Consider the following 19,190-nt stretch of genomic DNA (forward strand, 5'->3'; position numbering starts at 1 on the left):
CTATTCGGGGCTTGCCTGCTTGGTACTCCCCGCGCTTTGGTTTAACATGTCCGGTTCGATTTTGAGTAGCTAAGCCGTGTCTACGCTAGAAACCCTGTTTGGCAGCCGCCTGGTGGCGTGGCAGCGCCTGTATGGCCGCCACGGCCTGCCGTGGCAGGTAAGCGATGCCTATCGCGTGTGGCTGTCCGAGATCATGCTGCAGCAAACGCAGGTCAGCACCGTGCTGGGCTATTACCCACGCTTTCTGGCACGTTTTCCCGACCTGGCCACCTTGGCCGCAGCGCCGGTGGACGACGTGCTGGCGCTGTGGAGTGGCTTGGGCTACTACACCCGGGCGCGCAACCTGCACAAGGCCGCGCAGATGGTGATGCACGATTTTGGCGGCGAGTTTCCGCAGCAGCGGCAGGATATCGAGCGCCTGCCCGGCGTGGGGCGCTCTACCGCTGCAGCCATTGCGGCGTTTGCTTTTGGCCGGCGCGAAACCATTCTGGATGGCAATGTCAAACGCGTGCTGACGCGTTGCTTTGGTATAGAAGGCTACCCTGGCGACAAAGCGGTAGAGGCGCAGCTGTGGCAGCTGGCCGAGCGGCTTACCCCCGCCAGCCGTGCCGACATGGTGCCGTATACCCAGGGGCTGATGGACCTGGGCGCTACCGTGTGTACGCGTAGCAAGCCAGCCTGTACCGCCTGCCCGATGCTGGATGGCTGTGTGGCGGCCAACAGTGGCCGTACGGCCGAGCTGCCGCAGCGCAAGCCGAAAAAAGCCGTGCCCGAGCGCGAGACAGTGATGCTGATTGCCCTGCACCAAGGTTGTGTGCTGCTGCAGCGCCGCCCGCCGGTAGGTATCTGGGGCGGGCTGCTCAGCCTGCCGGAGTTCGACAGTACACTGGCGGTAGATGGCTGGCTGGCGGCCAACGCCGTGGGCGACTTGTTGCCCGCCTGGCCCGAGATGGTGCACGTGTTTACCCATTTCCGGCTCACCATCACGCCGCAGCCGGTACGGCTGCAGCAGCGCTTGGCCGATAGCTGCCACGAGGACGGCTGGCAGTGGCTGCCGCTGGCTGACGCACTAGATGCCGGCGTGCCGGCGCCGGTGCGCAAGCTGCTATTGCAAGCCCTGGCGATTACCCCCTAAACCCTGTCGCGGCCTGGCCGCATGGTGAGCTGAAAGATGGTTTCCGTAGTACGTTCCGTAGCCGATACCCTGGCCGATGCCGCCGACCCGGCCGTATGGCTGGCCCAGCTGTCGGCCGCGCTGACCGACGCCGAGCGCGCCATGCTGCAGCGCGCGTTTGATGCCGCGCGCGCCCTGTACGCCGGTAAAACGTTGCCGCATACCGGTGAGGATGTGTTCAGCCATGCCGTGGCTGCCGCCGCTATCGTGGCCGACCTGAACCTGCTACCGGACGCGATTGCCGCTACCTTGCTGTTTGCTGCGCCGGATTACCGCGAAGACTGGCAGGAGTGGCTGCCCAATACCTTCAACCGCACCGTGCTGACCCTGGTAGATGGCGGCAACCGTGTGCGCCGCCTCACCGAGCTGGCGCGGCTGGACCGCCTGGCTACACCGGAAGACCGCGCCCGCCAGGCCGAAACCATGCGCAAGATGCTGCTGGCCATGGTGGCCGACATTCGCGTGGTGCTGATCAAGCTGGCATGGCGCACGCAAACCATGCACTACCTGTCGCAGGTGGCCGAGGGCGGCCTGCGCCGCCAGATCGCGCAAGAAACACTGGAGCTGTTTGCGCCGCTGGCCAACCGCCTGGGCGTATGGCAGATCAAGTGGGAGCTGGAAGACCTGGGCTTTCGCCATACCGAGCCGGACAACTACAAGAAAATCGCCAAGCTGCTGGACGAGCGCCGCCTGGAGCGCATCGACTATATCGAGCGCCTGCTGGACACCCTGCGCGGCGAGCTGAAAGGCGCTGGCGTCAGGGGCGACGTCGCCGGCCGGCCCAAGCACATCTATTCCATCTGGAAGAAGATGAAGAAAAAGAAGCTCGATTTTTCCGAGCTGTACGATATCCGCGCCGTGCGCATTCTGGTGGAGCGCCTGCAGGATTGCTACACCGTGCTGGGCCTGATCCACAGCATGTGGCAGCCGATACCCGGCGAGTTTGATGACTACATCAGCAACCCCAAGGCCAACGATTACCGCAGCCTGCACACCGCCGTTATCGGCCCGGAAGGGCGCGGTGTCGAGGTGCAGATCCGTACTTTTGAAATGCACGAGCACGCCGAATTCGGCGTAGCCGCGCACTGGCGCTACAAGGAAGGCGGAAAAGGCGACGCGCAGTACGAGGAGAAAATCTCCTGGCTGCGCCAGCTGCTGGACTGGCGCGAGGAAATGTCGGACTCCGACCGCAGCGACCTGGCCGACGCCTTCAAGACCGAGCTGTTCTCCGACACCATCTACGTGCTGACGCCGCAGGGCCGCGTGCTGGATTTGCCCTCGGGCGCTACCGCCATCGACTTTGCCTACAGCCTGCATACCGACCTGGGCCATCGTTGCCGGGGTGCCAAGGTGGAAGGCCATATCGTGCCACTGTCCACGCCGCTGCAAAACGGCCAGCGCGTGGAAATCCTCACCGCGAAAGAGGGCGGCCCGTCGGTGAACTGGCTGCACGAAGGCTGGGTGAAGAGCCACCGCGCCATTTCCAAAATCCGCCAGTACGTACGCCAGCAAAACGCCGACGTGGTACGCGAAACCGGCCGCCAGCTGTTCGAGCGCGAGCTGTCGCGCCACCCGCATGTGCAACCCAGCCTGGCGCAGATTGCCGACAAGCTGGGTTACTCGCGCATGGACGAGCTATACGCCGCGCTGGGTCATGGCGAGCTGGGTACCCGCGCCATCAGCAACGCTATCGAGAGCTTTGCGCCGCAGCAGCCGCTGGAGGTGGCGCCAGAAGACCTGGTGCGCCGCAGCCGTGGCGGCCACGACTCGGGCGGCGTGCTGATCGAGGGCGTGGGCAATCTGATGACCATCCTGGCCAAGTGCTGCAAGCCGGCGCCGCCGGATAGCGTGGCCGGTTTTGTTACCCGCGGCCGCGGTATCTCGATACACCGCAGCAACTGCATTACGCTCAAGCGCCTGTCGGCCGACGCGCCGGAGCGGCTGATTGCGGCTGACTGGGGCGACCAGAAAAACGGCGTATTCCCGATCGACCTGGAAATCCATGCCAGCGACCGCCCCGGCCTGCTGCGCGATATTTCCGACGTGTTCTCGCGCGAAAAGCTCAATGTGATTGGCGTCAACACGCTGTCGCGGGCGCAAAAAGCCAAGCTGCGCTTTACCGTAGAAGTACGCCAGGTGCGCGATATCAGCCGCGTGCTGGCGCACATCATGGAAGTACGCGGCGTGCACGAGGCGCGGCGCGTGTAAGCGGCGTGCGGCCAACGTTGGCCGCGCCGCGTGTTCTCGCCGGCAGCCTGTCTGCCGGCGCCGGGCCCGGGATGGGCCTGCAATCACCGTTAGCCGAGTGCATCATGCAAGACCTGAAACAGCAAGCGCAGCTGGCGCTGTCGCTGATGGACCTGACATCGCTCAATGACGACGACAGCGTGGCCACCATAGACGCGCTGTGCGCCAAGGCGCGTAGCAACGCGGGGCAGGTAGCCGCTGTGTGTGTGTATCCGCGATTTGTACCGCACGCCCGCCGTGCGCTGGCGCGTGCTGGTGCCACTGGCGTGCGTATTGCCACCGTCACCAACTTTCCGCACGGTGACGACGACGTGGCGATTGCCGTGGCCGAAACCCGCGCCGCCATCGCCTACGGTGCCGACGAGGTCGACGTGGTGTTTCCTTGGCGCGCGCTGCAAGCCGGTAACACCGAGGTTGGCCGCGCGCTGGTGTCGGCGTGCAAGGCCGCCTGCGGCGACAAGCTGCTGAAGGTGATTATCGAAAGCGGCGAGCTGGCCACGCCGGCGCTGATCCGTCAGGCCAGCGACATTGCACTGGCCGCCGGGGCGGACTTTCTGAAAACGTCTACCGGCAAAGTGGCGGTGAACGCCACGCCGGAGGCCGCCGCCATCATGCTGCAGGCCATCCGCGATAGCGGCCGGATTTGTGGCTTCAAGGCTGCCGGTGGCGTGCGCACGGCCGACGATGCCGCGCGCTACCTGCAACTGGCCACCGATATCATGGGGGCGGCCTGGTTGACCCCAGGCAACTTCCGCTTTGGCGCCTCCGGTTTGCTGGCCAACCTGCAGGCGGTGGTGCAGGGCGGGGCAATCACCCAGCACAGCGGCTATTAAGCGGCGCCAAGGGCTATTTGAGTCCTGCAAGGTTGGCCGCAGCGATGCGGCCAACCTTTTTTATTGACGGCCAGCTGGCCGGGCGGGCACTGTCCTTGCTGCCGCCAGCGTGCTAAAAACACAGATAAAGCGCAGCGTGTACTGCGCGGCCAACACGACGAGGCAATACCATGACAAACCGACGCGCCATCATTCTGGTACTGGATTCGCTGGGCATCGGCGCCAGTGCCGACGCCGACAAATTTGGCGATGTAGGCAGCAATACCCTGGGCAGTATCGCCCGCGCCGCCGCCAGCGGTGCGGCCAACGTTGGCCGCAGTGGCCCGCTGCAGCTGCCCAACCTGTCCCGCCTGGGGTTGGGCCACGCCTGTGCGCTGTCGTCCGGCTACTTCCCCGAGGGCATGGGCCCGGCTGCGCCGGTAGCGGCCTACGGCTATGCCCGCGAGCTGTCCAGCGGCAAGGACACGCCGTCCGGCCACTGGGAAATCGCCGGCGTGCCGGTGCTGTTCGACTGGGGTTACTTCCACGACAAGCAAAACAGTTTCCCGCAGGTGCTGCTGGATGAGCTGGTGGCCAAAGCCGGCCTGCCGGGCTACCTGGGCAACTGCCACGCCAGCGGTACCGAGATTCTGGACCGTCTGGGTGAAGAGCACATGACCAGCGGCAAGCCCATTTTCTACACCTCGGCGGATTCGGTGTTCCAGATTGCCTGCCACGAGGAAACCTACGGCCTGGCGCGCCTGTACGAGCTGTGCCGCATCACGCGCGAGGCGCTGGCGCCGTACAATATCGGCCGCGTGATTGCGCGCCCGTTTGTCGGCAGCGGCAAGGGCCAGTTCAGCCGTACCGGCAACCGCAAAGACCTGGCAGTAGCGCCGCCAGCCCCTACCGTGCTGCAAAAGCTGGCAGAGGCGGGCGGGCAGGTGGTGTCGGTGGGCAAGATCGCCGATATCTATGCCCACGTCGGCATCACGCAAAAGTACAAGGCCACTGGTCTGGACGAGCTGTGGGACACCACGCTGGCCGCGCTGAAGACGACGCCGGGTAACAGCATCATCTTTACCAACTTTGTGGATTTCGATTCCAGCTACGGCCACCGCCGCGATGTTGCCGGCTATGCCCGCGCACTGGAGCAGTTTGACGCGCGCCTGCCCGAGCTGCTGGCCGCCATGGGCGACGACGATATCGTGATCCTCACCGCCGATCACGGTTGCGACCCCACCTGGCCAGGCAGCGACCATACCCGCGAGCACATCCCGGTGCTGTGCTATGGCAAGCAGGTCGCGCCCGGCAGCCTGGGCGAGCGCGCCACCTTTGCCGACATCGGCCAGAGCGTGGCCAGCTGGCTGGGCGTGCCGGCCATGGCGTACGGTACGTCGTTTCTGGGCTAGGGCCTGAAAGGTATTTTGCCGCTGGCAGGGGCGCATCGCGCCTGCCGCCGGCCTGTTTTTAACTGCGGCCAACATACACGTACAGGAGCGGACGTGTTGACGCACACCATCTCCGACGGCGGGCAGAGCACCCTCCGGCCTGTGGCTCCCGTGTATCAGCCGGCCGTCGCGATCAAAACAAGGAGATAAAACATGGCTACACCGCATATTGGCGCCGAACCGGGCGATTTTGCCGACATCGTACTGATGCCGGGCGACCCGCTGCGCGCCAAGCTGATTGCCGAAACCTATCTGGACGATGCTGTACAGGTCACCAGCGTGCGCAATGTGTTCGGCTACACCGGCACCTACAAGGGCAAGCGCCTGTCGGTGATGGCGCACGGCATGGGTATCCCGTCGGCCAGCATCTACACCACCGAGCTGATCAAGGACTTTGGCGTGAAAACCATCATCCGCATCGGCTCTTGCGGCTCGGTAGACGCGGCACGGCTGGGCCTGCGCGATATCGTCATCGCCATGGGCGCGTGCACCGACAGCAAGGTCAACCGCATGCGTTTCCTGGATCACGATTACGCCGCCATTGCCGACTTCGAGGTGCTGCGCACCGCCGTGGACACCGCAGCCGAGCTGGGCAAGAAGGTGCAGGTGGGCAATGTGTTCTCGGCCGACCTGTTCTACGGCGTCCAGCCGCAGCTGCTGGCCACGCTGAAGAGCATGAATGTGAACGCGGTGGAAATGGAAATAGCCGGCATCTACGGCGTGGCTGCGCAGTACGGTGCGCGCGCCTTGGGCATCGTGACCGTATCGGACGTGATTCCTACCGGCGAGGCCATGGATGCCGAGGCGCGCCAGACTACCTTCCGCGACATGATGGACATCGCGCTGGAAACGGCACTCAAGCTGTAATCCGGGCGTGCCAGTGCTGCATTGCACCGGGTTTGTCGCGTGCGGCAAACATTTTTTGGTGCAATGCACAAAATTGCCTTGCAAAGTGCCTAGCGCAATTCCATAATCAAGTCACATCAGGACGTTGCGTGAAAGTGTGCGTTTTGGTGTTGTCTCCTCCATCCTCCTTCTATAGGTGGAACTTGGCGCAATCAGGCAAGCCCGATTGCGCTCTTTTTTTGCCTTTTTGCCCAATGTGTACCGAAAACGGTTTCTCTTTGCCCGACAAGGCCTTGAATCGTGACTTAGGTTTGACAGCAGGGTATCTCTGTAATAGAATCCGGAACTTTCAAGAATTACGATGGAAGAGTTCCATGAAGACCTTTTCTGCCAAGCCGCATGAGGTAAAGCGCGAGTGGTTCGTGGTCGACGCCGAAGATAAGGTGTTGGGCCGTCTCGCTGCTGAAATCGCTCGTCGTCTGCGCGGCAAGCATAAGCCGGAGTTCACTCCGCACGTTGATACCGGTGATTACATTGTTGTCGTTAACGCAGAGAAACTGCGCGTTACCGGTAACAAAGCACTGGATAAGAAGTACTACCGTCACTCCGGCTACCCTGGTGGTATCTACGAGCGCAACTTCACCGAACTGCAAAACCAGTTCCCGGAGCGCGTTCTGGAAAAAGCCGTTAAAGGTATGCTGCCGAAGGGTCCGCTGGGTTACGCCATGATCAAGAAGCTCAAGGTATACGCCGGCACCGAGCACCCGCACACTGCGCAACAGCCAAAAGTGCTGGAAATCTGATTTCTGAGGCAAGTATAGATGAACGGTAAATACTACTACGGTACCGGCCGTCGCAAGAGCTCCGTAGCTCGTGTGTTCATGCAAAAAGGCTCCGGCCAGATCATCGTTAACGGCAAACCAGTTGACCAGTATTTCGCTCGCGAAACCGGTCGCATGGTTATCCGTCAACCACTGCAAATCACCGAGCACCTGGAGTCTTTCGACATCATGGTTAACGTGAACGGCGGCGGTGAAACCGGCCAAGCTGGTGCCATCCGTCACGGCATCACCCGCGCCCTGATCGACTTCAGCGCTGAGCTGAAACCTACTCTGTCCCACGCCGGCTTCGTTACTCGCGATGCCCGTGAAGTGGAACGTAAAAAAGTGGGTCTGCGCAAAGCACGTCGTCGCAAGCAGTTCTCCAAGCGTTAATCTGCTTGTTGCGAGACAAAAAAAGCCACCGTTCGCGGTGGCTTTTTTCTTTTGGCGCGGGTGTTATCTGCCAAGGTTGGCCGCAATGCTGGCCGTCCGGCGTAGCCTGAAAAGCCCTGCTTGGCAGCAGCTGACCTGCGCTGTTTTCCTTGTTGCATTGCACCGCCGCACTCCTTACCATGTCGCCTTTGCGACATTTTTTTATATCCAGAGGAGCCTGGCATGATCAAGGTGGGCATTGTCGGCGGTACCGGTTACACCGGTGTCGAGCTGTTGCGTTTGTTGGCCAACCACCCGGGTGCCGAAGTAGTGGCGGTAACGTCGCGCAAGGAAGCCGGCATGAAAGTGGCCGAGATGTTCCCCAGCCTGCGCGGCCGTGTGGATGTGGCGTTCAGTACCCCGGACGAAACCGACCTGAAAGCGTGCGACGTGGTGTTCTTTGCTACCCCGCACGGCGTGGCCATGGCCCAGGCGCGCGAGCTCCTGGAAGCCGGCGTGAAGGTGATCGACCTGGCGGCAGACTTCCGCCTGAAAGACCCGGCCGTGTTTGCCAAGTGGTACGCCATGGAGCACAGCTGTACCGACCTGTTGGCCGAGGCCGTTTACGGCCTGCCCGAGGTGAATCGCGAAGCCATCCAGCAGGCGCGCCTGATCGGTATGGCCGGTTGCTACCCGACCTCCGTACAGCTGGGCCTGCTGCCGCTGCTGGAAAGCGGCAAACAGTACATCGAAACCGATACCCTGATTGCCGACTGCAAGTCCGGCGTGTCCGGTGCTGGCCGCAAGGCCGAAGTGGGCACTCTGTTTGCCGAGTCCAGCGATAACTTCAAGGCCTACGGCGTGAAAGGTCACCGCCACAGCCCGGAAATCGAGCAGGGCTTGTCGGCCATCCACGGTGCACCGGTCAAGCTGACCTTTGTACCGCACCTGACGCCGATGATCCGTGGTATTCATTCCACTATCTACGCCCGCCTGAAGCCGGAAGGTCGCGATGTGGACTTCCAGCAGCTGTTCGAGCAGCGCTTTGCCGGCGAGCCGTTCGTCGATGTGCTGCCGGCCGGCAGCTGCCCGGAAACCCGCTCGGTACGTGGTGCCAACACGGCGCGCATCGCCGTACACCGCCCTGGCAATGGCGACTTGCTGGTGATTCTGGTGGTGGAAGATAATCTGGTCAAAGGCGCATCCGGCCAGGCGGTACAGGTGATGAACCTGATGTTCGGCCAGCCGGAAAATGCCGGCCTGGATATCGTGCCGCTGATGCCCTGATGTTGAAAACTCGCCAGCCGGCCCAATATCCTACTAAAATAGTAGGATGAAGGGCCGCTGGCGCGGCCCGTCCTTGTACCGAAAGGCTTGTGAGATGACTGCTGCTACCGAAACCCCGTCCCCGATCAACTTTACCGACAGCGCTTGCGACAAGGTGCGTGACCTGGTGGCCGAAGAAGGCAACCCGGACCTGAAACTGCGCGTTTTCGTTACCGGCGGTGGCTGCTCCGGCTTCCAGTACGGTTTTACATTTGACGAAATCGCCAATGAAGACGATACCGCTATTGAGCGTGCTGGCGTAACCTTCCTGGTAGACCCGATGAGCTACCAGTATCTGGTAGGTGCAGAAATCGACTACCAGGAAAGCCTGGAAGGTTCCCAGTTTGTGATTCGCAACCCGAATGCACAAACCACTTGCGGTTGCGGCTCGTCCTTTTCGGTGTAAACCCGAGCGTTGCCTCATGCACAAACCCGGGTTTTACCCGGGTTTTGCTTTTGCGGAGAAACATCATGCATAACAAGATTCCGCCCATCATTTTGCCCAAGGTGGAGTTCACCCGCGAGTTTGCGTTCAGTGAACAGGATTTCGAACGTGTACGGCAGCTGATTTACAAGGAAGCGGGCATCTCGCTGAACCCCACCAAGAAAGACATGGTGTACGGCCGCCTGGTACGTCGTATTCGCGAGCTGAAGCTGGATGGCTTTGCTGCCTATGTCGACTTTTTGCAAAGTGCAGGGGGCAAGCGCGAGTTCGAGTTATTCGTTAATGCGCTCACCACCAACCTGACGTTCTTCTTCCGCGAAGAACACCATTTCCACATGCTGGCCGACTACCTGAAAACGCTGCCGGCAGGGCAGGAGATCAGCATCTGGTGCGCGGCCTCGTCTACCGGTGAAGAGCCGTACTCCATCGCCATGACGGCGCTGGAGGCGCTGGGCGGGCGCGGCAATATCACTATTCTGGCCACCGACCTGGATACCAGCGTGCTGGAGGTTGGCCGCAAGGGTATTTACAGCGCCGACAAGATTGCCAAGCTGCCGGCCGGCCACGCCGCGCGCTACTTTGACAAGCTGCCGGATGGCAACTATCAGGCCAAGGCGCAGCTGCGCAGCATGATTACCTTCAGCCAGCTGAACCTGGTGCATAACAACTGGCCGATGCGCAAACAGTTCGATGCGCTGTTCTGCCGCAACGTGATGATTTACTTCGATCGCGACACCCAGTTTGCGGTGCTGAAGAAGTTTCACCCGCTGATCAAGCCGCACGGCCTGCTGTTTGTCGGCCACTCGGAAAACTTCTATTTCGCCTCGGACTATTTTTCCCTGCGCGGCAAGACCGTATACGAGCTGGCACGCCGCAAACCTTGACGTTTACGGCAGCTTGGCATGCTGCCTGCATCGTTTTACCATGCTTGCCGGCGAGGCCCCTTGTGGGCCTTTTTTCTTGTGTGCCAAGGGGGTGAGATGAAGGTTGCCATACTGGGTGCCGGCATTATCGGCATTTCCACGGCGTGGTTTTTGCGCCAGGCAGGGCATGAAGTCGTGGTGGTAGACCGTGCCAGCGGGCCGGCACGCGAAACCAGCTTTGCCAATGGCGGGCAGATTTCAGTCAGCCAGTCCGAGCCGTGGGCGCACCCGTCTACGCCGTGGCGCGTGCTGCGCTGGATGCTGCGTGAGGATGCCCCGTTATGGTTCCGCCCGCATCTGGACGCGGCGCAGTGGCGTTGGGCCTTGCAGTTCTTACGCGAATGCCTGCCAGGGCGCCATGCGGCCAACCTGCGCCATATGGTGGCGCTAGGGCGTTACAGCCAGCAGACCTTCGCCCAGCTGCGCCAGCAGCTGCCGCTACAGTATGCGCAGCGCCAGCAAGGCATTCTGGCGCTGCTGTTCAGCCGCCAGGAGGTCGAGCACGCGCTGGCTGCCTGCCAACTGCTGGCGGCTGAGGGCGTGACGCGCCGCGTGGTATCGGTAGACGACGCGGTGGCGCGCGAGCCGGCGCTGGCGGCCATCGCCCCACAGCTGTTGGCCGCCACTTGGTGCGAAAGCGACGAGTCGGGCGACGTGCACCAGTTTACCTGCCAGCTGGCCGCCGCCTGCGCCGACGCCGATGTGCAGTTTGCCTGGCACACGCGCATCAATGCGCTGCAGCCGCAGGGTGGGCGCATTGCCGGGGTGTCGGTTACCGGTGCGGATGGCCGCTTTGATACGCTGCAGGCTGATGCCTACGTACTGGCGCTGGGCAGCCATAGCCCGCTGCTGCTGGCACAGCTGGGCCACCGTATCGCGGTGTATCCGGCGAAGGGGTATTCGGCGACCTTGCCGCTGGCCAATGCCGCCCTGGCGCCGCAGGTGAGCATTACCGACGAGTCGCACAAGCTGGTGTTCTCGCGCCTGGGCGACACGCTGCGGGTGGCTGGTACTGCCGAGCTGTCCGGCTACAGCAGCCATCTGAACCCGGTACGTTGTGCTGCGCTGGTGCGCCGCACGCAGCAGCTGTTCCCCGCAGCCTGCGACTGGGACGCCGCGCAGTTCTGGACCGGCCTGCGCCCGGCCTCGCCCGGCAATGTGCCGCTGATCGGCCGCTATCGTTACAGCAACTTGTGGCTCAATACCGGCCACGGCACCCTGGGCTGGACAGAGGGCCCGGGCTCCGGCCGTGCGCTGGCCGGGCTGATAAGCGGGCTGGCGCCAGAGATCGCGTTTCCGTTTTTGCACGGCTAGCGCGCAGCGCGGCCTGGCCATGCCGGTTTTATTGATGTGGGGCAGGGTTGGCCGCGTACGGCGTGCTACCATGCAGCCCTTGTTTTGCAGGAAACCATCATGCAGGAAATGACCCCTTACGAGCTGCTGGGTGGCGCTGGCGTGGTGCGCTGGCTGACCGACCGCTTCTACGACATCATGGATACCGACCCGTCGGTGAAAAGCCTGCGCGATATGCACCCGGCCGACCTGGCCGGCTCGCGCGAAAAGCTGTACATGTTCCTGTCCGGCTGGCTGGGTGGCCCGCCACTGTTCATGGACACCTTTGGCCACCCGCGCTTGCGCATGCGCCATATGCCGTTTGCCGTGGATAGCGTAGCGCGCGACCAGTGGATGCAGTGCATGACGCAGGCGGTGAACGAGCTGGTGTGCGAAGACTGGCTGAAAGCCCGGCTGATCGAGGCGTTTTACAATACTGCCGATTTCATGCGTAACCGCGACGACGCCTGAGCCGGCCCGGGCGCGGTAAGCGATACGACAATGCGGCCAACCTTGGCTAAAAGGTTGGCCGCATTGCTTTAGTCTGGTAGCGGGCTTAGTGCGGGCGGTGGCCGCGCTCTATCATCACGCCCACGTGTTTGACGTCGGGCAGGATGTTCAGCTTGGTGACGGCGACGCGTACCCACGGCGCGCCGAATTCGTCACGCACGATGCTGGCGATGTGTTCGGCCAGCGCTTCGATCAGCAAAAAGTGCTGCGCCGCCAGCGAGGCGCGCACGCGCTCCACCACCTCGCCGTAGTGGATGGTGTCGCCAATATCATCGCTATGGCAGGCCACTTCGCTGGGGATGCCGTACTCGATATCCAGCAGCACCGTCTGGGGCGCGGTACGCTCCCAGTCGTATACGCCGATGACCGTGTCGGCGCGCACTTCGCGCAAAAAGATAATGTCCATCGTTGCGGGCTTTGGGTTTGTTGCCCGATACCGTAAAATGCCAAGCCTTGCATTCTAGTGGATAAGCCATGACCACAACAGCGTTTGCCTTTATTTTGGGTGCCTATCTGATTGGCTCCCTGTCTTTTGCCGTGATCGTGACCAAGCTGATGGGCATGGCCGATCCGCGTACTTACGGCTCCAAAAACCCCGGCGCCACCAATGTACTGCGTTCCGGCAAAAAGCTGGCCGCTGCACTGACCCTGCTGGGTGATGGCGTCAAAGGCTGGGTCGCCGTGCTGCTGGTACAGCAATTCGGCCCGGCCTACGGCCTGGGCGAGCAGGCGGTCGCCATGGCTGGCCTGGCGGTACTGGCCGGCCATATGTGGCCGGTGTTCTTCGGCTTCAAGGGTGGCAAGGGCGTGGCTACCGCGGTAGGCGTGCTGGCTGCGTTCAATGGCTGGCTGGCGCTGGCCGCACTGGCTACCTGGCTGTTCATGGCGTTTGTGGTGAAGATTTCTTCGCTGTCTGCCATCGTGGCCTGTGTGCTGGTGCCGGTTTATGCGTTCTTTATTGTCGGACCGCAAAGTGTGTACTGGGGCACCAGCATTATCATCGCGATTCTGGTGGTACACCGCCACAAATCGAACCTGATCAACCTGTTGACCGGCCAGGAAGACAAAATTGGCCAAGCCGAGCCGGGAGACAAAAAACAGCCCTGAGCCATGACCGTTCGCCCGATACTGCCCCTGAGTGACCCCAGCCTGCGCCGTCAGGCCCTGCCGGTAGACGATGTCCAAGCGGTGCAGTATCTGGTGGACGACCTGCTGGATACGCTGTACGCCACCCGCAACGGGGTGGGTATGGCGGCCAACCAGATTGGCGAAACATTCGCCGTGGCGGTGGTGGATGTCAGCGACGGGCGCAATGCTCCGCTGGTGATGATCAACCCGCGCCTCGTGGCGCAACGCGGCAGGGTACGCGGCAAGGAAGGCTGCCTCAGTGTGCCGGGCTACCGCGCCAGTATTGCCCGCGCCGAAGTCATCGAGCTGGCTGCGCTGGACCGGTGCGGCCAACCTTTTAGCCTGACGGCCTGCGATTTCCAGGCGGCGGCCATCCAGCACGAGCTGGACCACCTGGGCGGCCGCGTGTTTGTCGACCATCTGCCACGCTGGCGCCAGCGCTGGGTGTACTGGCGCCATCCGCAGTGGCTGCCGGCGATCTTGCCAGTTTGACGTGGCGATCAAGTAAAAACCGGCCTGGTGGCCATTGCCAGTCAGTTAACGCTGACTGGCATGGGGTTTGTTTCGTTGACCAGAGCTAGTGTGTCCGCTACGCGGACGATATTTGGATGCCGGTTCCGCCCGGCAGACGGGAAAGGGGGCGGATTGCCGCCCCCTTTTCATTCCCCCGCAACCCGGGGCTGCTCGAAACCCCGGCCAAAATGGCACGCCCCAGGCGCCGCCGAACTCGCCGCGTGCTAACGTCACGCGGCTCAAACAAATCGGCGTCTTAAAACCTGGTGCGCACCACTTTGGCCGGCTCGCGCCAACGGGATGAGGCGCTTCACTCACGCTCGCCCACTTGATTGCCAAGCATATTCGCCTAACTGACTGACATTAGGCCTGGTGGCCGGTTTTTTCATGGCGACGACGACTGTGGTCAGCTAGCCGTCCGACAGCACCTTCACATGCGCCGCCACGCTGCGCGCCAGCGACGACAGGTCGTAGCCCCCTTCCAGCGCCGACACGATGCGGCCCTCGCAGCATTCTGCCGCTACCATCATCAGCTGGCGTGTTACCCATTCGTAGTCGGCTTCCACCAGGCCCAGCGAGCCCATATCGTCTTCGCGGTGGGCATCAAAGCCGGCCGAGATGAAAATCATCTGTGGCTGGAACTCGCGCAGCTGCGGCAGCCACAAATACTCCACCGCTTCGCGGAACTCGCGGCTGCCGCTACCGGCCTTCATCGGTACATGGTGCATATTGTTGCCCATGGGGTTGTCGCCGCTATAGGGGTAGAACGGGTGCTGGAAGATGGACACCATCATCACGCGCGGATCGTCGTGGAAGATTTCTTCGGTGCCATTGCCGTGGTGTACGTCAAAGTCCACCACCGCTACGCGCTCAAGGCGGTATTGCGACAGGGCGTGGGCAATGCCCACTGCGATATTGTTGAAAAAGCAGAAGCCCATCGCCTTGTTGCTTTCGGCGTGGTGGCCAGGCGGGCGGATGGCGCAGAAGGCATTGGGGGCTTCTTTGTTCATCACCATGTCTACCGCTTTCACCACGGCACCGGCTGCGCGCTGCGCCGCCGGCAGGGTGCCGGGGTTCATGGCAGTATCCGGGTCGACGCGGAAAGTACCTACCGACGGGGCGCACGCCTCGATGTACTCTACGTAGTGTGGCGGGTGTACCCTGGCCAGCTGCTGTTCGCTGACCGGTGGCGCTTCGACCTCCTGCAGGCTGTCAAAGATTTGCGACGCCATCAATTGGTCCTTGATGGCTACCAGCCGTTCCGGGCATTCCGGGTGGCCCACCCCCATATTGTGCTGCAGACAGTCGCTATGGGTGATGTAGGCGGTGAGACCGCCGCCGGTAATATGAGATTTCAACCAGTTAAGCACAAGCGTTTCCTTATTGCTTTGCCGAGGCAAAAGGGATATATGATTTTTTAATAAATAGTGCGCGTAAGCAGGCCCGAATGCAATCCATCACCTTTGCGTATCGTCAACTTAATGCCTTGATATTGGGGAAACCACAGCAAACCCGGCTGGCGCTGGCGTGTTTGCTGGCGGGTGGCCACCTGCTGATCGAGGACGTGCCCGGCGTGGGCAAAACCACCTTGGCGCATAGCCTGGCTGCCGTGCTTGGGCTGGACTACCGCCGTGTGCAGTTCACCAGCGACTTGCTGCCGGCGGATGTGCTGGGCGGCAGTGTATTTTTGCCGGGGGAGGGGCGCTTCGAGTTCCGCCCCGGGCCGGTGTTTTCGCAGCTGCTGCTGGCCGATGAAATCAACCGCGCCTCGCCCAAGGTACAGTCCGCGCTGCTGGAGGCCATGGAGGAGCGGCAAGTTTCTGCGGATGGTGTAACGCACGCGCTGCCCGAGCCTTTCTTTGTCATAGCCACGCAGAACCCGGATGGCCAGCGCGGTACCTTCCCGCTGCCAGAGTCGCAGCTGGACCGCTTCCTGATGCGGATCTCGCTGGGCTACCCGCCAGCCGATGCCGAGCTGAAGCTGCTGCAAGGTGGCGACCGCCGCCAGGTCATGCACAAGCTGACCGCTGCGCTGAGTGCGGCAGACTTGCTACAGCTGCAGCAACAGGCAGCCAGCCTGCATGTATCGCCGGCTTTGGCCGGCTATGTGCTGGCACTACTGCAGGCCACGCGCCAGCCCGAGCTGTTTTTGCACGGGCTGAGCCCGCGCGCCGGCCTGGCCTTGTTGGCTGCAGCGCGCGCCTGGGCGCTGCTGGACGGCCGCGACCATGTGCTGCCGGAAGACATCAAGGCGGTGTTTGTGCCGGTAGCCGCCCACCGGCTGACGCCGCGCCTGCCGGGTGGCGATAGCAGCGCGCTGCTGCTGCGGATACTGGGCAATGTGGCGCTGGCGTAAGGCGCTGCAGCAATGGGTGCTGCGCCACACCCCGCGTGAGGCGCAGACACGGCTGACGCAGCGGCGCATCTATCTGCTGCCTACGCGCTTTGGCAGCATGATGCTGCTGGTGGCGCTGGCCGTGTGGATAGGTGCGCTGAACTACGCGGTGAGCTTGGCCTATGTGCTGTCGTTCTGGATCGTGGCGCTGATGCTGTTGTCGGTGCTGCTGGCCTACCGCCAGCTGGCCGGCTTGCAGCTGCAGGCGCGTGCTGCGGCCAACGTGTTTGCCGGGGACGAGGCGCGTTTTCTGTTGCAGCTGCAATGGCCCGATACCCAGCCACGGCGTTTGCGTGTGCGCTGGTATGAAGCAGACACCGTGCTGGCAGAATGCACCACGCCCGGCGACTATGCCTTGCCGCTGGCGGCGCCTTATCGCGGGCAGCTGGCCATGCCGGTGCTGCGCTTATGGTCTGAGGCGCCATTGGGTCTGGTGCGGGCGTTTAGCCATGTACGCCTGCAGGCGGCGCTGTGGGTGTACCCGCAGCCACTGGCCGACCCGCGCGAGCTGGCCTGGCACGGGGGCGATGGCGAATCGACAGCCATCGAAGCCGGTGGCGACGACTTTGCCGGGCTGGCTCCCTGGCAAGCGGGGCAAAGCCTGCGCCGTATTGCCTGGCGGGTGTATGCCCGGCGCGGCAGCCTGGCGGCACGCGAGTTTACCAGCCCGGCAACCGCTGGCGGGCAACCCAGCCTGAGCTGGGACGATTATGCGGCCAACGTGCTACCCGAGCAGCGGCTATCCCATTTGTGCTGGCACGTGTTGCAGGCATCCCGCGCCGGGACAGGCCTGCTGCTGCGCCTGCCGCAAGGGGAGTATTGCGTAGAGGCGGGTAACAGCGAGCCCGCTTTGCTGGCGTTGGCCCGTTTTGGAGTGCGCGATGCTGGCGGATGAGCTGAGGCTGGCCAGCTTTGCCGTGCTGGCGGCGCTGGCCCTGGTGGCGTTGCCTTTGTTCCTGCACTTGCCGGGCTGGGTGCCGCTGGTGTTCGCCTTGCTATTGGCCTGGCGCGCCACACTGGTATGGCAGCGCCAGCCTTTGCCACGCCGCCTCTGGCTGATGCTGGGCTTGCTGCTGCCCATCGCAGCCTTGTGGCTGAACCTGCGCACGCTGGTAGGGCGCGAGGGCGGGGTGGCCTTTTTGCTGCTGCTGGTGGGCGGCAAGGCGCTGGAAACCGCCAGCCTGCGCGACTGGCGCGTGCTGCTGGCGCTGGGCTTTTTCCTGGCGGCGACGCCGCTGCTGTTTGATCAAAGCCCGCTGTCGGCCATCTGGCTATTGCTATCGCTGTTTGCCCTGACCTGGGCCATGGTGCTGCTATCCGGTGAAGACGCCCGCCTGAGCCCGGCGGTGACGGCGCGGGCGCTGCTGCTGTCGTTTCCGCTGATGGTGGTGCTGTTTGTGGTGATGCCGCGCTTGCCCGGCCCGCTGTGGAGCATGCCCACCGAACAGCAAGGCGCTACCACCGGCTTGGCCGACAGCATGAGCCCTGGCGCTATCGGCAAGATGATTCCCTCGCGCGAGCCGGTGTTCACTGCCGAATTTCGCGGTAGCCAGCCACGCGTCAGCCAGCTGTACTGGCGTGTCATGGTATTCGACCAGTTTGATGGCACGCGCTGGACAGCGGCCAACCTGGCGCTGCCCCGTGGCGTGGCGCTAAGTGGTGAGGCCCAGCCGCTCCGCTACGATGTGGTAGCCGAGCCCTTCCAGGGCTATCTGCCCATGCTGGAGCAGGGCGTGGAGGCGGGGGAGGGCGTGGTGCTGGGCTATCAGCAAAAGCTGCGCCGTGTCGACGCGGCCAACACTGCCAGGCTGCGCTACAGCGTGCAGAGTGTGGCCAGCAGCCAGTACCGGGACGCACTGGACGAGCGTGAGCAGGCATTCTATCTGCAGCTGCCCGCCGATAACCCGCGCACCATCCAGGCAGGGCAGGCGCTGGCCGGGCGCCATCCGCTACCGGCCGCGCGCTTGCAGGCGCTGCAGCTGTGGTTGGCCGAGCAAGGCCTGCGCTATACGCTGAACCCGCCTACGCTAGCCGGCAATGTGGTGGATGGTTTCCTGTTTGATAGCCGCCAGGGCTTCTGCGAGCACTTTTCCTCGGCCTTTACCGTACTGGCGCGGGCGGCAGGCTTGCCGGCGCGGGTGGTGGTAGGTTTCCAGGGCGGGGAGTTCAATACGCAGGGGCGTTTCTGGCAGATACGCTCGTCTGACGCCCACGCCTGGAGCGAGGTGTGGGTAGACGGTAGCTGGCGGCGGGTGGACGCCACCGCGCTGGTGGCACCGCAGCGCGTAGACGCCGGCATCGATAGTACCCTGGGTGAAGTGGCACCGCGCATGCCGCTGGTCGGCGGCCGCCCGCCGGGCTGGGCGCAGTGGGTAGGCCAGCAATGGCAGCTGGCCAATTTCAGCTGGCAGCGCTGGGTAGTGGGCTACGATGCGGCCAGCCAGCAGAAACTGTTCCAGCAGCTGGGCTTGGGCGAGGTGTCTGCGGCCAACGTGGTGAAAGCCTTGCTGGGCGGCATGGCGCTGGTGTTGTTGCCGCTGGCAGCCTATGTGCTGTATGGCCGCCGGGTGCGGCGCAGTGTGGCGCAGCAGGTATGGCAGGCGCTGGGGCAACGTTTGCGTGGCGCCGGGCTGGCCATTGCCCCCGGGGATACAGCGGCCGAGCTACAGGCCCACGCCGCGCGGCTGGCCGAGGACGATCAGCAAGCGCTGGCTGCGCTGCTGCAACAGTGGCAGCGTTTGCAGTATGGCCCGCAGGGCGGTGACGATGCCGCCTGGCGGCATTTGTGGCGACAGGTGCGGGCATTTCGCCCCGCCAAGGTTGGCCGCCAGCGCTAGTCGTGGCTGGCGTGGCACAAAAAAAACCGGCAGCGCGGGCTGCCGGTGGTGTGTGTGT

19 protein-coding genes are annotated in these 19,190 nt (G+C 63.1%); 17 read left to right on the forward strand and 2 right to left on the reverse strand.

Annotated elements, in window-relative coordinates:
- The first annotated feature begins 76 nt into the window (after positions 1-76).
- The 12 genes from mutY (at position 77) to PQU95_RS07030 (ending at position 12,220) form a co-directional block, all read left to right on the forward strand.
- Entirely contained in the window at positions 77-1,135 is a 1,059-nt protein-coding gene (gene mutY, locus PQU95_RS06975) for an A/G-specific adenine glycosylase (RefSeq protein WP_272751313.1), read from the forward strand.
- Between the two features lie 36 nt (positions 1,136-1,171).
- Positions 1,172-3,382, forward strand: a complete 2,211-nt coding sequence (locus PQU95_RS06980) for a RelA/SpoT family protein (protein ID WP_272751314.1) — start codon at positions 1,172-1,174, stop codon at positions 3,380-3,382.
- A 104-nt stretch (positions 3,383-3,486) separates the two neighbouring features.
- Positions 3,487-4,254, forward strand: coding sequence for a deoxyribose-phosphate aldolase (gene deoC / locus PQU95_RS06985; RefSeq protein ID WP_272751315.1), 768 nt, complete (start codon positions 3,487-3,489; stop codon positions 4,252-4,254).
- A 170-nt stretch (positions 4,255-4,424) separates the two neighbouring features.
- Positions 4,425-5,645, forward strand: coding sequence for a phosphopentomutase (locus PQU95_RS06990; RefSeq protein ID WP_272751316.1), 1,221 nt, complete (start codon positions 4,425-4,427; stop codon positions 5,643-5,645).
- A gap of 192 nt (positions 5,646-5,837) precedes the next feature.
- Entirely contained in the window at positions 5,838-6,551 is a 714-nt protein-coding gene (gene deoD, locus PQU95_RS06995) for a purine-nucleoside phosphorylase (protein WP_272751317.1), read from the forward strand.
- Between the two features lie 353 nt (positions 6,552-6,904).
- Positions 6,905-7,333 carry a 50S ribosomal protein L13 gene (rplM, locus tag PQU95_RS07000; RefSeq protein WP_017509912.1) on the forward strand — a complete coding sequence of 143 codons (429 nt, stop codon included), beginning with the start codon at positions 6,905-6,907 and terminating at the stop codon, positions 7,331-7,333.
- Between the two features lie 18 nt (positions 7,334-7,351).
- Complete coding sequence (rpsI, locus tag PQU95_RS07005) at positions 7,352-7,744, forward strand: 30S ribosomal protein S9 (RefSeq protein WP_017509911.1); 393 nt, start codon at positions 7,352-7,354, stop codon at positions 7,742-7,744.
- A 222-nt stretch (positions 7,745-7,966) separates the two neighbouring features.
- A complete protein-coding gene (gene argC, locus PQU95_RS07010; RefSeq protein ID WP_272751318.1) occupies positions 7,967-9,010 on the forward strand; it encodes an N-acetyl-gamma-glutamyl-phosphate reductase in 1,044 nt (347 codons plus the stop codon).
- Between the two features lie 94 nt (positions 9,011-9,104).
- Complete coding sequence (gene erpA / locus PQU95_RS07015) at positions 9,105-9,455, forward strand: iron-sulfur cluster insertion protein ErpA (RefSeq protein WP_017509909.1); 351 nt, start codon at positions 9,105-9,107, stop codon at positions 9,453-9,455.
- A 65-nt stretch (positions 9,456-9,520) separates the two neighbouring features.
- Positions 9,521-10,378 carry a CheR family methyltransferase gene (locus PQU95_RS07020; protein WP_272751319.1) on the forward strand — a complete coding sequence of 286 codons (858 nt, stop codon included), beginning with the start codon at positions 9,521-9,523 and terminating at the stop codon, positions 10,376-10,378.
- A 96-nt stretch (positions 10,379-10,474) separates the two neighbouring features.
- On the forward strand, positions 10,475-11,731 hold the full coding sequence (locus PQU95_RS07025) for a D-amino acid dehydrogenase (RefSeq protein ID WP_272751320.1): 1,257 nt from the start codon (positions 10,475-10,477) through the stop codon (positions 11,729-11,731).
- 99 nt (positions 11,732-11,830) lie between these two features.
- Positions 11,831-12,220: a group II truncated hemoglobin gene (locus PQU95_RS07030; protein ID WP_272751321.1), complete on the forward strand. Its 390-nt coding sequence runs from the start codon at positions 11,831-11,833 to the stop codon at positions 12,218-12,220.
- A gap of 85 nt (positions 12,221-12,305) precedes the next feature.
- On the opposite strand, the gene folB is transcribed toward PQU95_RS07030, so the two are convergent.
- Complete coding sequence (folB, locus tag PQU95_RS07035) at positions 12,306-12,665, reverse strand: dihydroneopterin aldolase (protein ID WP_017509905.1); 360 nt, start codon at positions 12,663-12,665, stop codon at positions 12,306-12,308.
- Between the two features lie 68 nt (positions 12,666-12,733).
- Here folB and plsY point away from each other — a divergent pair, with 68 nt between their 5' ends.
- Positions 12,734-13,366: a glycerol-3-phosphate 1-O-acyltransferase PlsY gene (gene plsY, locus PQU95_RS07040; RefSeq protein ID WP_017509904.1), complete on the forward strand. Its 633-nt coding sequence runs from the start codon at positions 12,734-12,736 to the stop codon at positions 13,364-13,366.
- A 3-nt stretch (positions 13,367-13,369) separates the two neighbouring features.
- Complete coding sequence (def, locus tag PQU95_RS07045) at positions 13,370-13,879, forward strand: peptide deformylase (protein ID WP_272751323.1); 510 nt, start codon at positions 13,370-13,372, stop codon at positions 13,877-13,879.
- A gap of 431 nt (positions 13,880-14,310) precedes the next feature.
- On the opposite strand, the gene PQU95_RS07050 is transcribed toward def, so the two are convergent.
- Positions 14,311-15,270, reverse strand: a complete 960-nt coding sequence (locus tag PQU95_RS07050) for a histone deacetylase family protein (protein WP_272751324.1) — start codon at positions 15,268-15,270, stop codon at positions 14,311-14,313.
- Positions 15,271-15,347: 77 nt separating this feature from the next.
- Between PQU95_RS07050 and PQU95_RS07055 the strand changes: the two genes are divergently transcribed.
- Genes PQU95_RS07055 through PQU95_RS07065 form a run of 3 tightly spaced genes read left to right on the forward strand, consistent with a single transcriptional unit; the run spans position 15,348 to position 19,132 of the window.
- Positions 15,348-16,256 (forward strand): AAA family ATPase, encoded by a 909-nt coding sequence (locus PQU95_RS07055; protein ID WP_272751326.1) that lies wholly within the window; start codon positions 15,348-15,350, stop codon positions 16,254-16,256.
- On the forward strand, positions 16,240-17,190 hold the full coding sequence (locus PQU95_RS07060) for a DUF58 domain-containing protein (protein WP_272751327.1): 951 nt from the start codon (positions 16,240-16,242) through the stop codon (positions 17,188-17,190). Before PQU95_RS07055 ends, PQU95_RS07060 begins: the two co-directional genes overlap by 17 nt.
- Positions 17,177-19,132, forward strand: a complete 1,956-nt coding sequence (locus PQU95_RS07065) for a transglutaminase TgpA family protein (protein ID WP_272751328.1) — start codon at positions 17,177-17,179, stop codon at positions 19,130-19,132. The genes PQU95_RS07060 and PQU95_RS07065 overlap by 14 nt, the downstream gene beginning before the upstream one ends.
- The last annotated feature ends 58 nt before the right edge of the window (positions 19,133-19,190 follow it).

It is taken from the genome of Vogesella aquatica, from assembly GCF_028548455.1.
Classification (GTDB): domain Bacteria; phylum Pseudomonadota; class Gammaproteobacteria; order Burkholderiales; family Chromobacteriaceae; genus Vogesella; species Vogesella aquatica.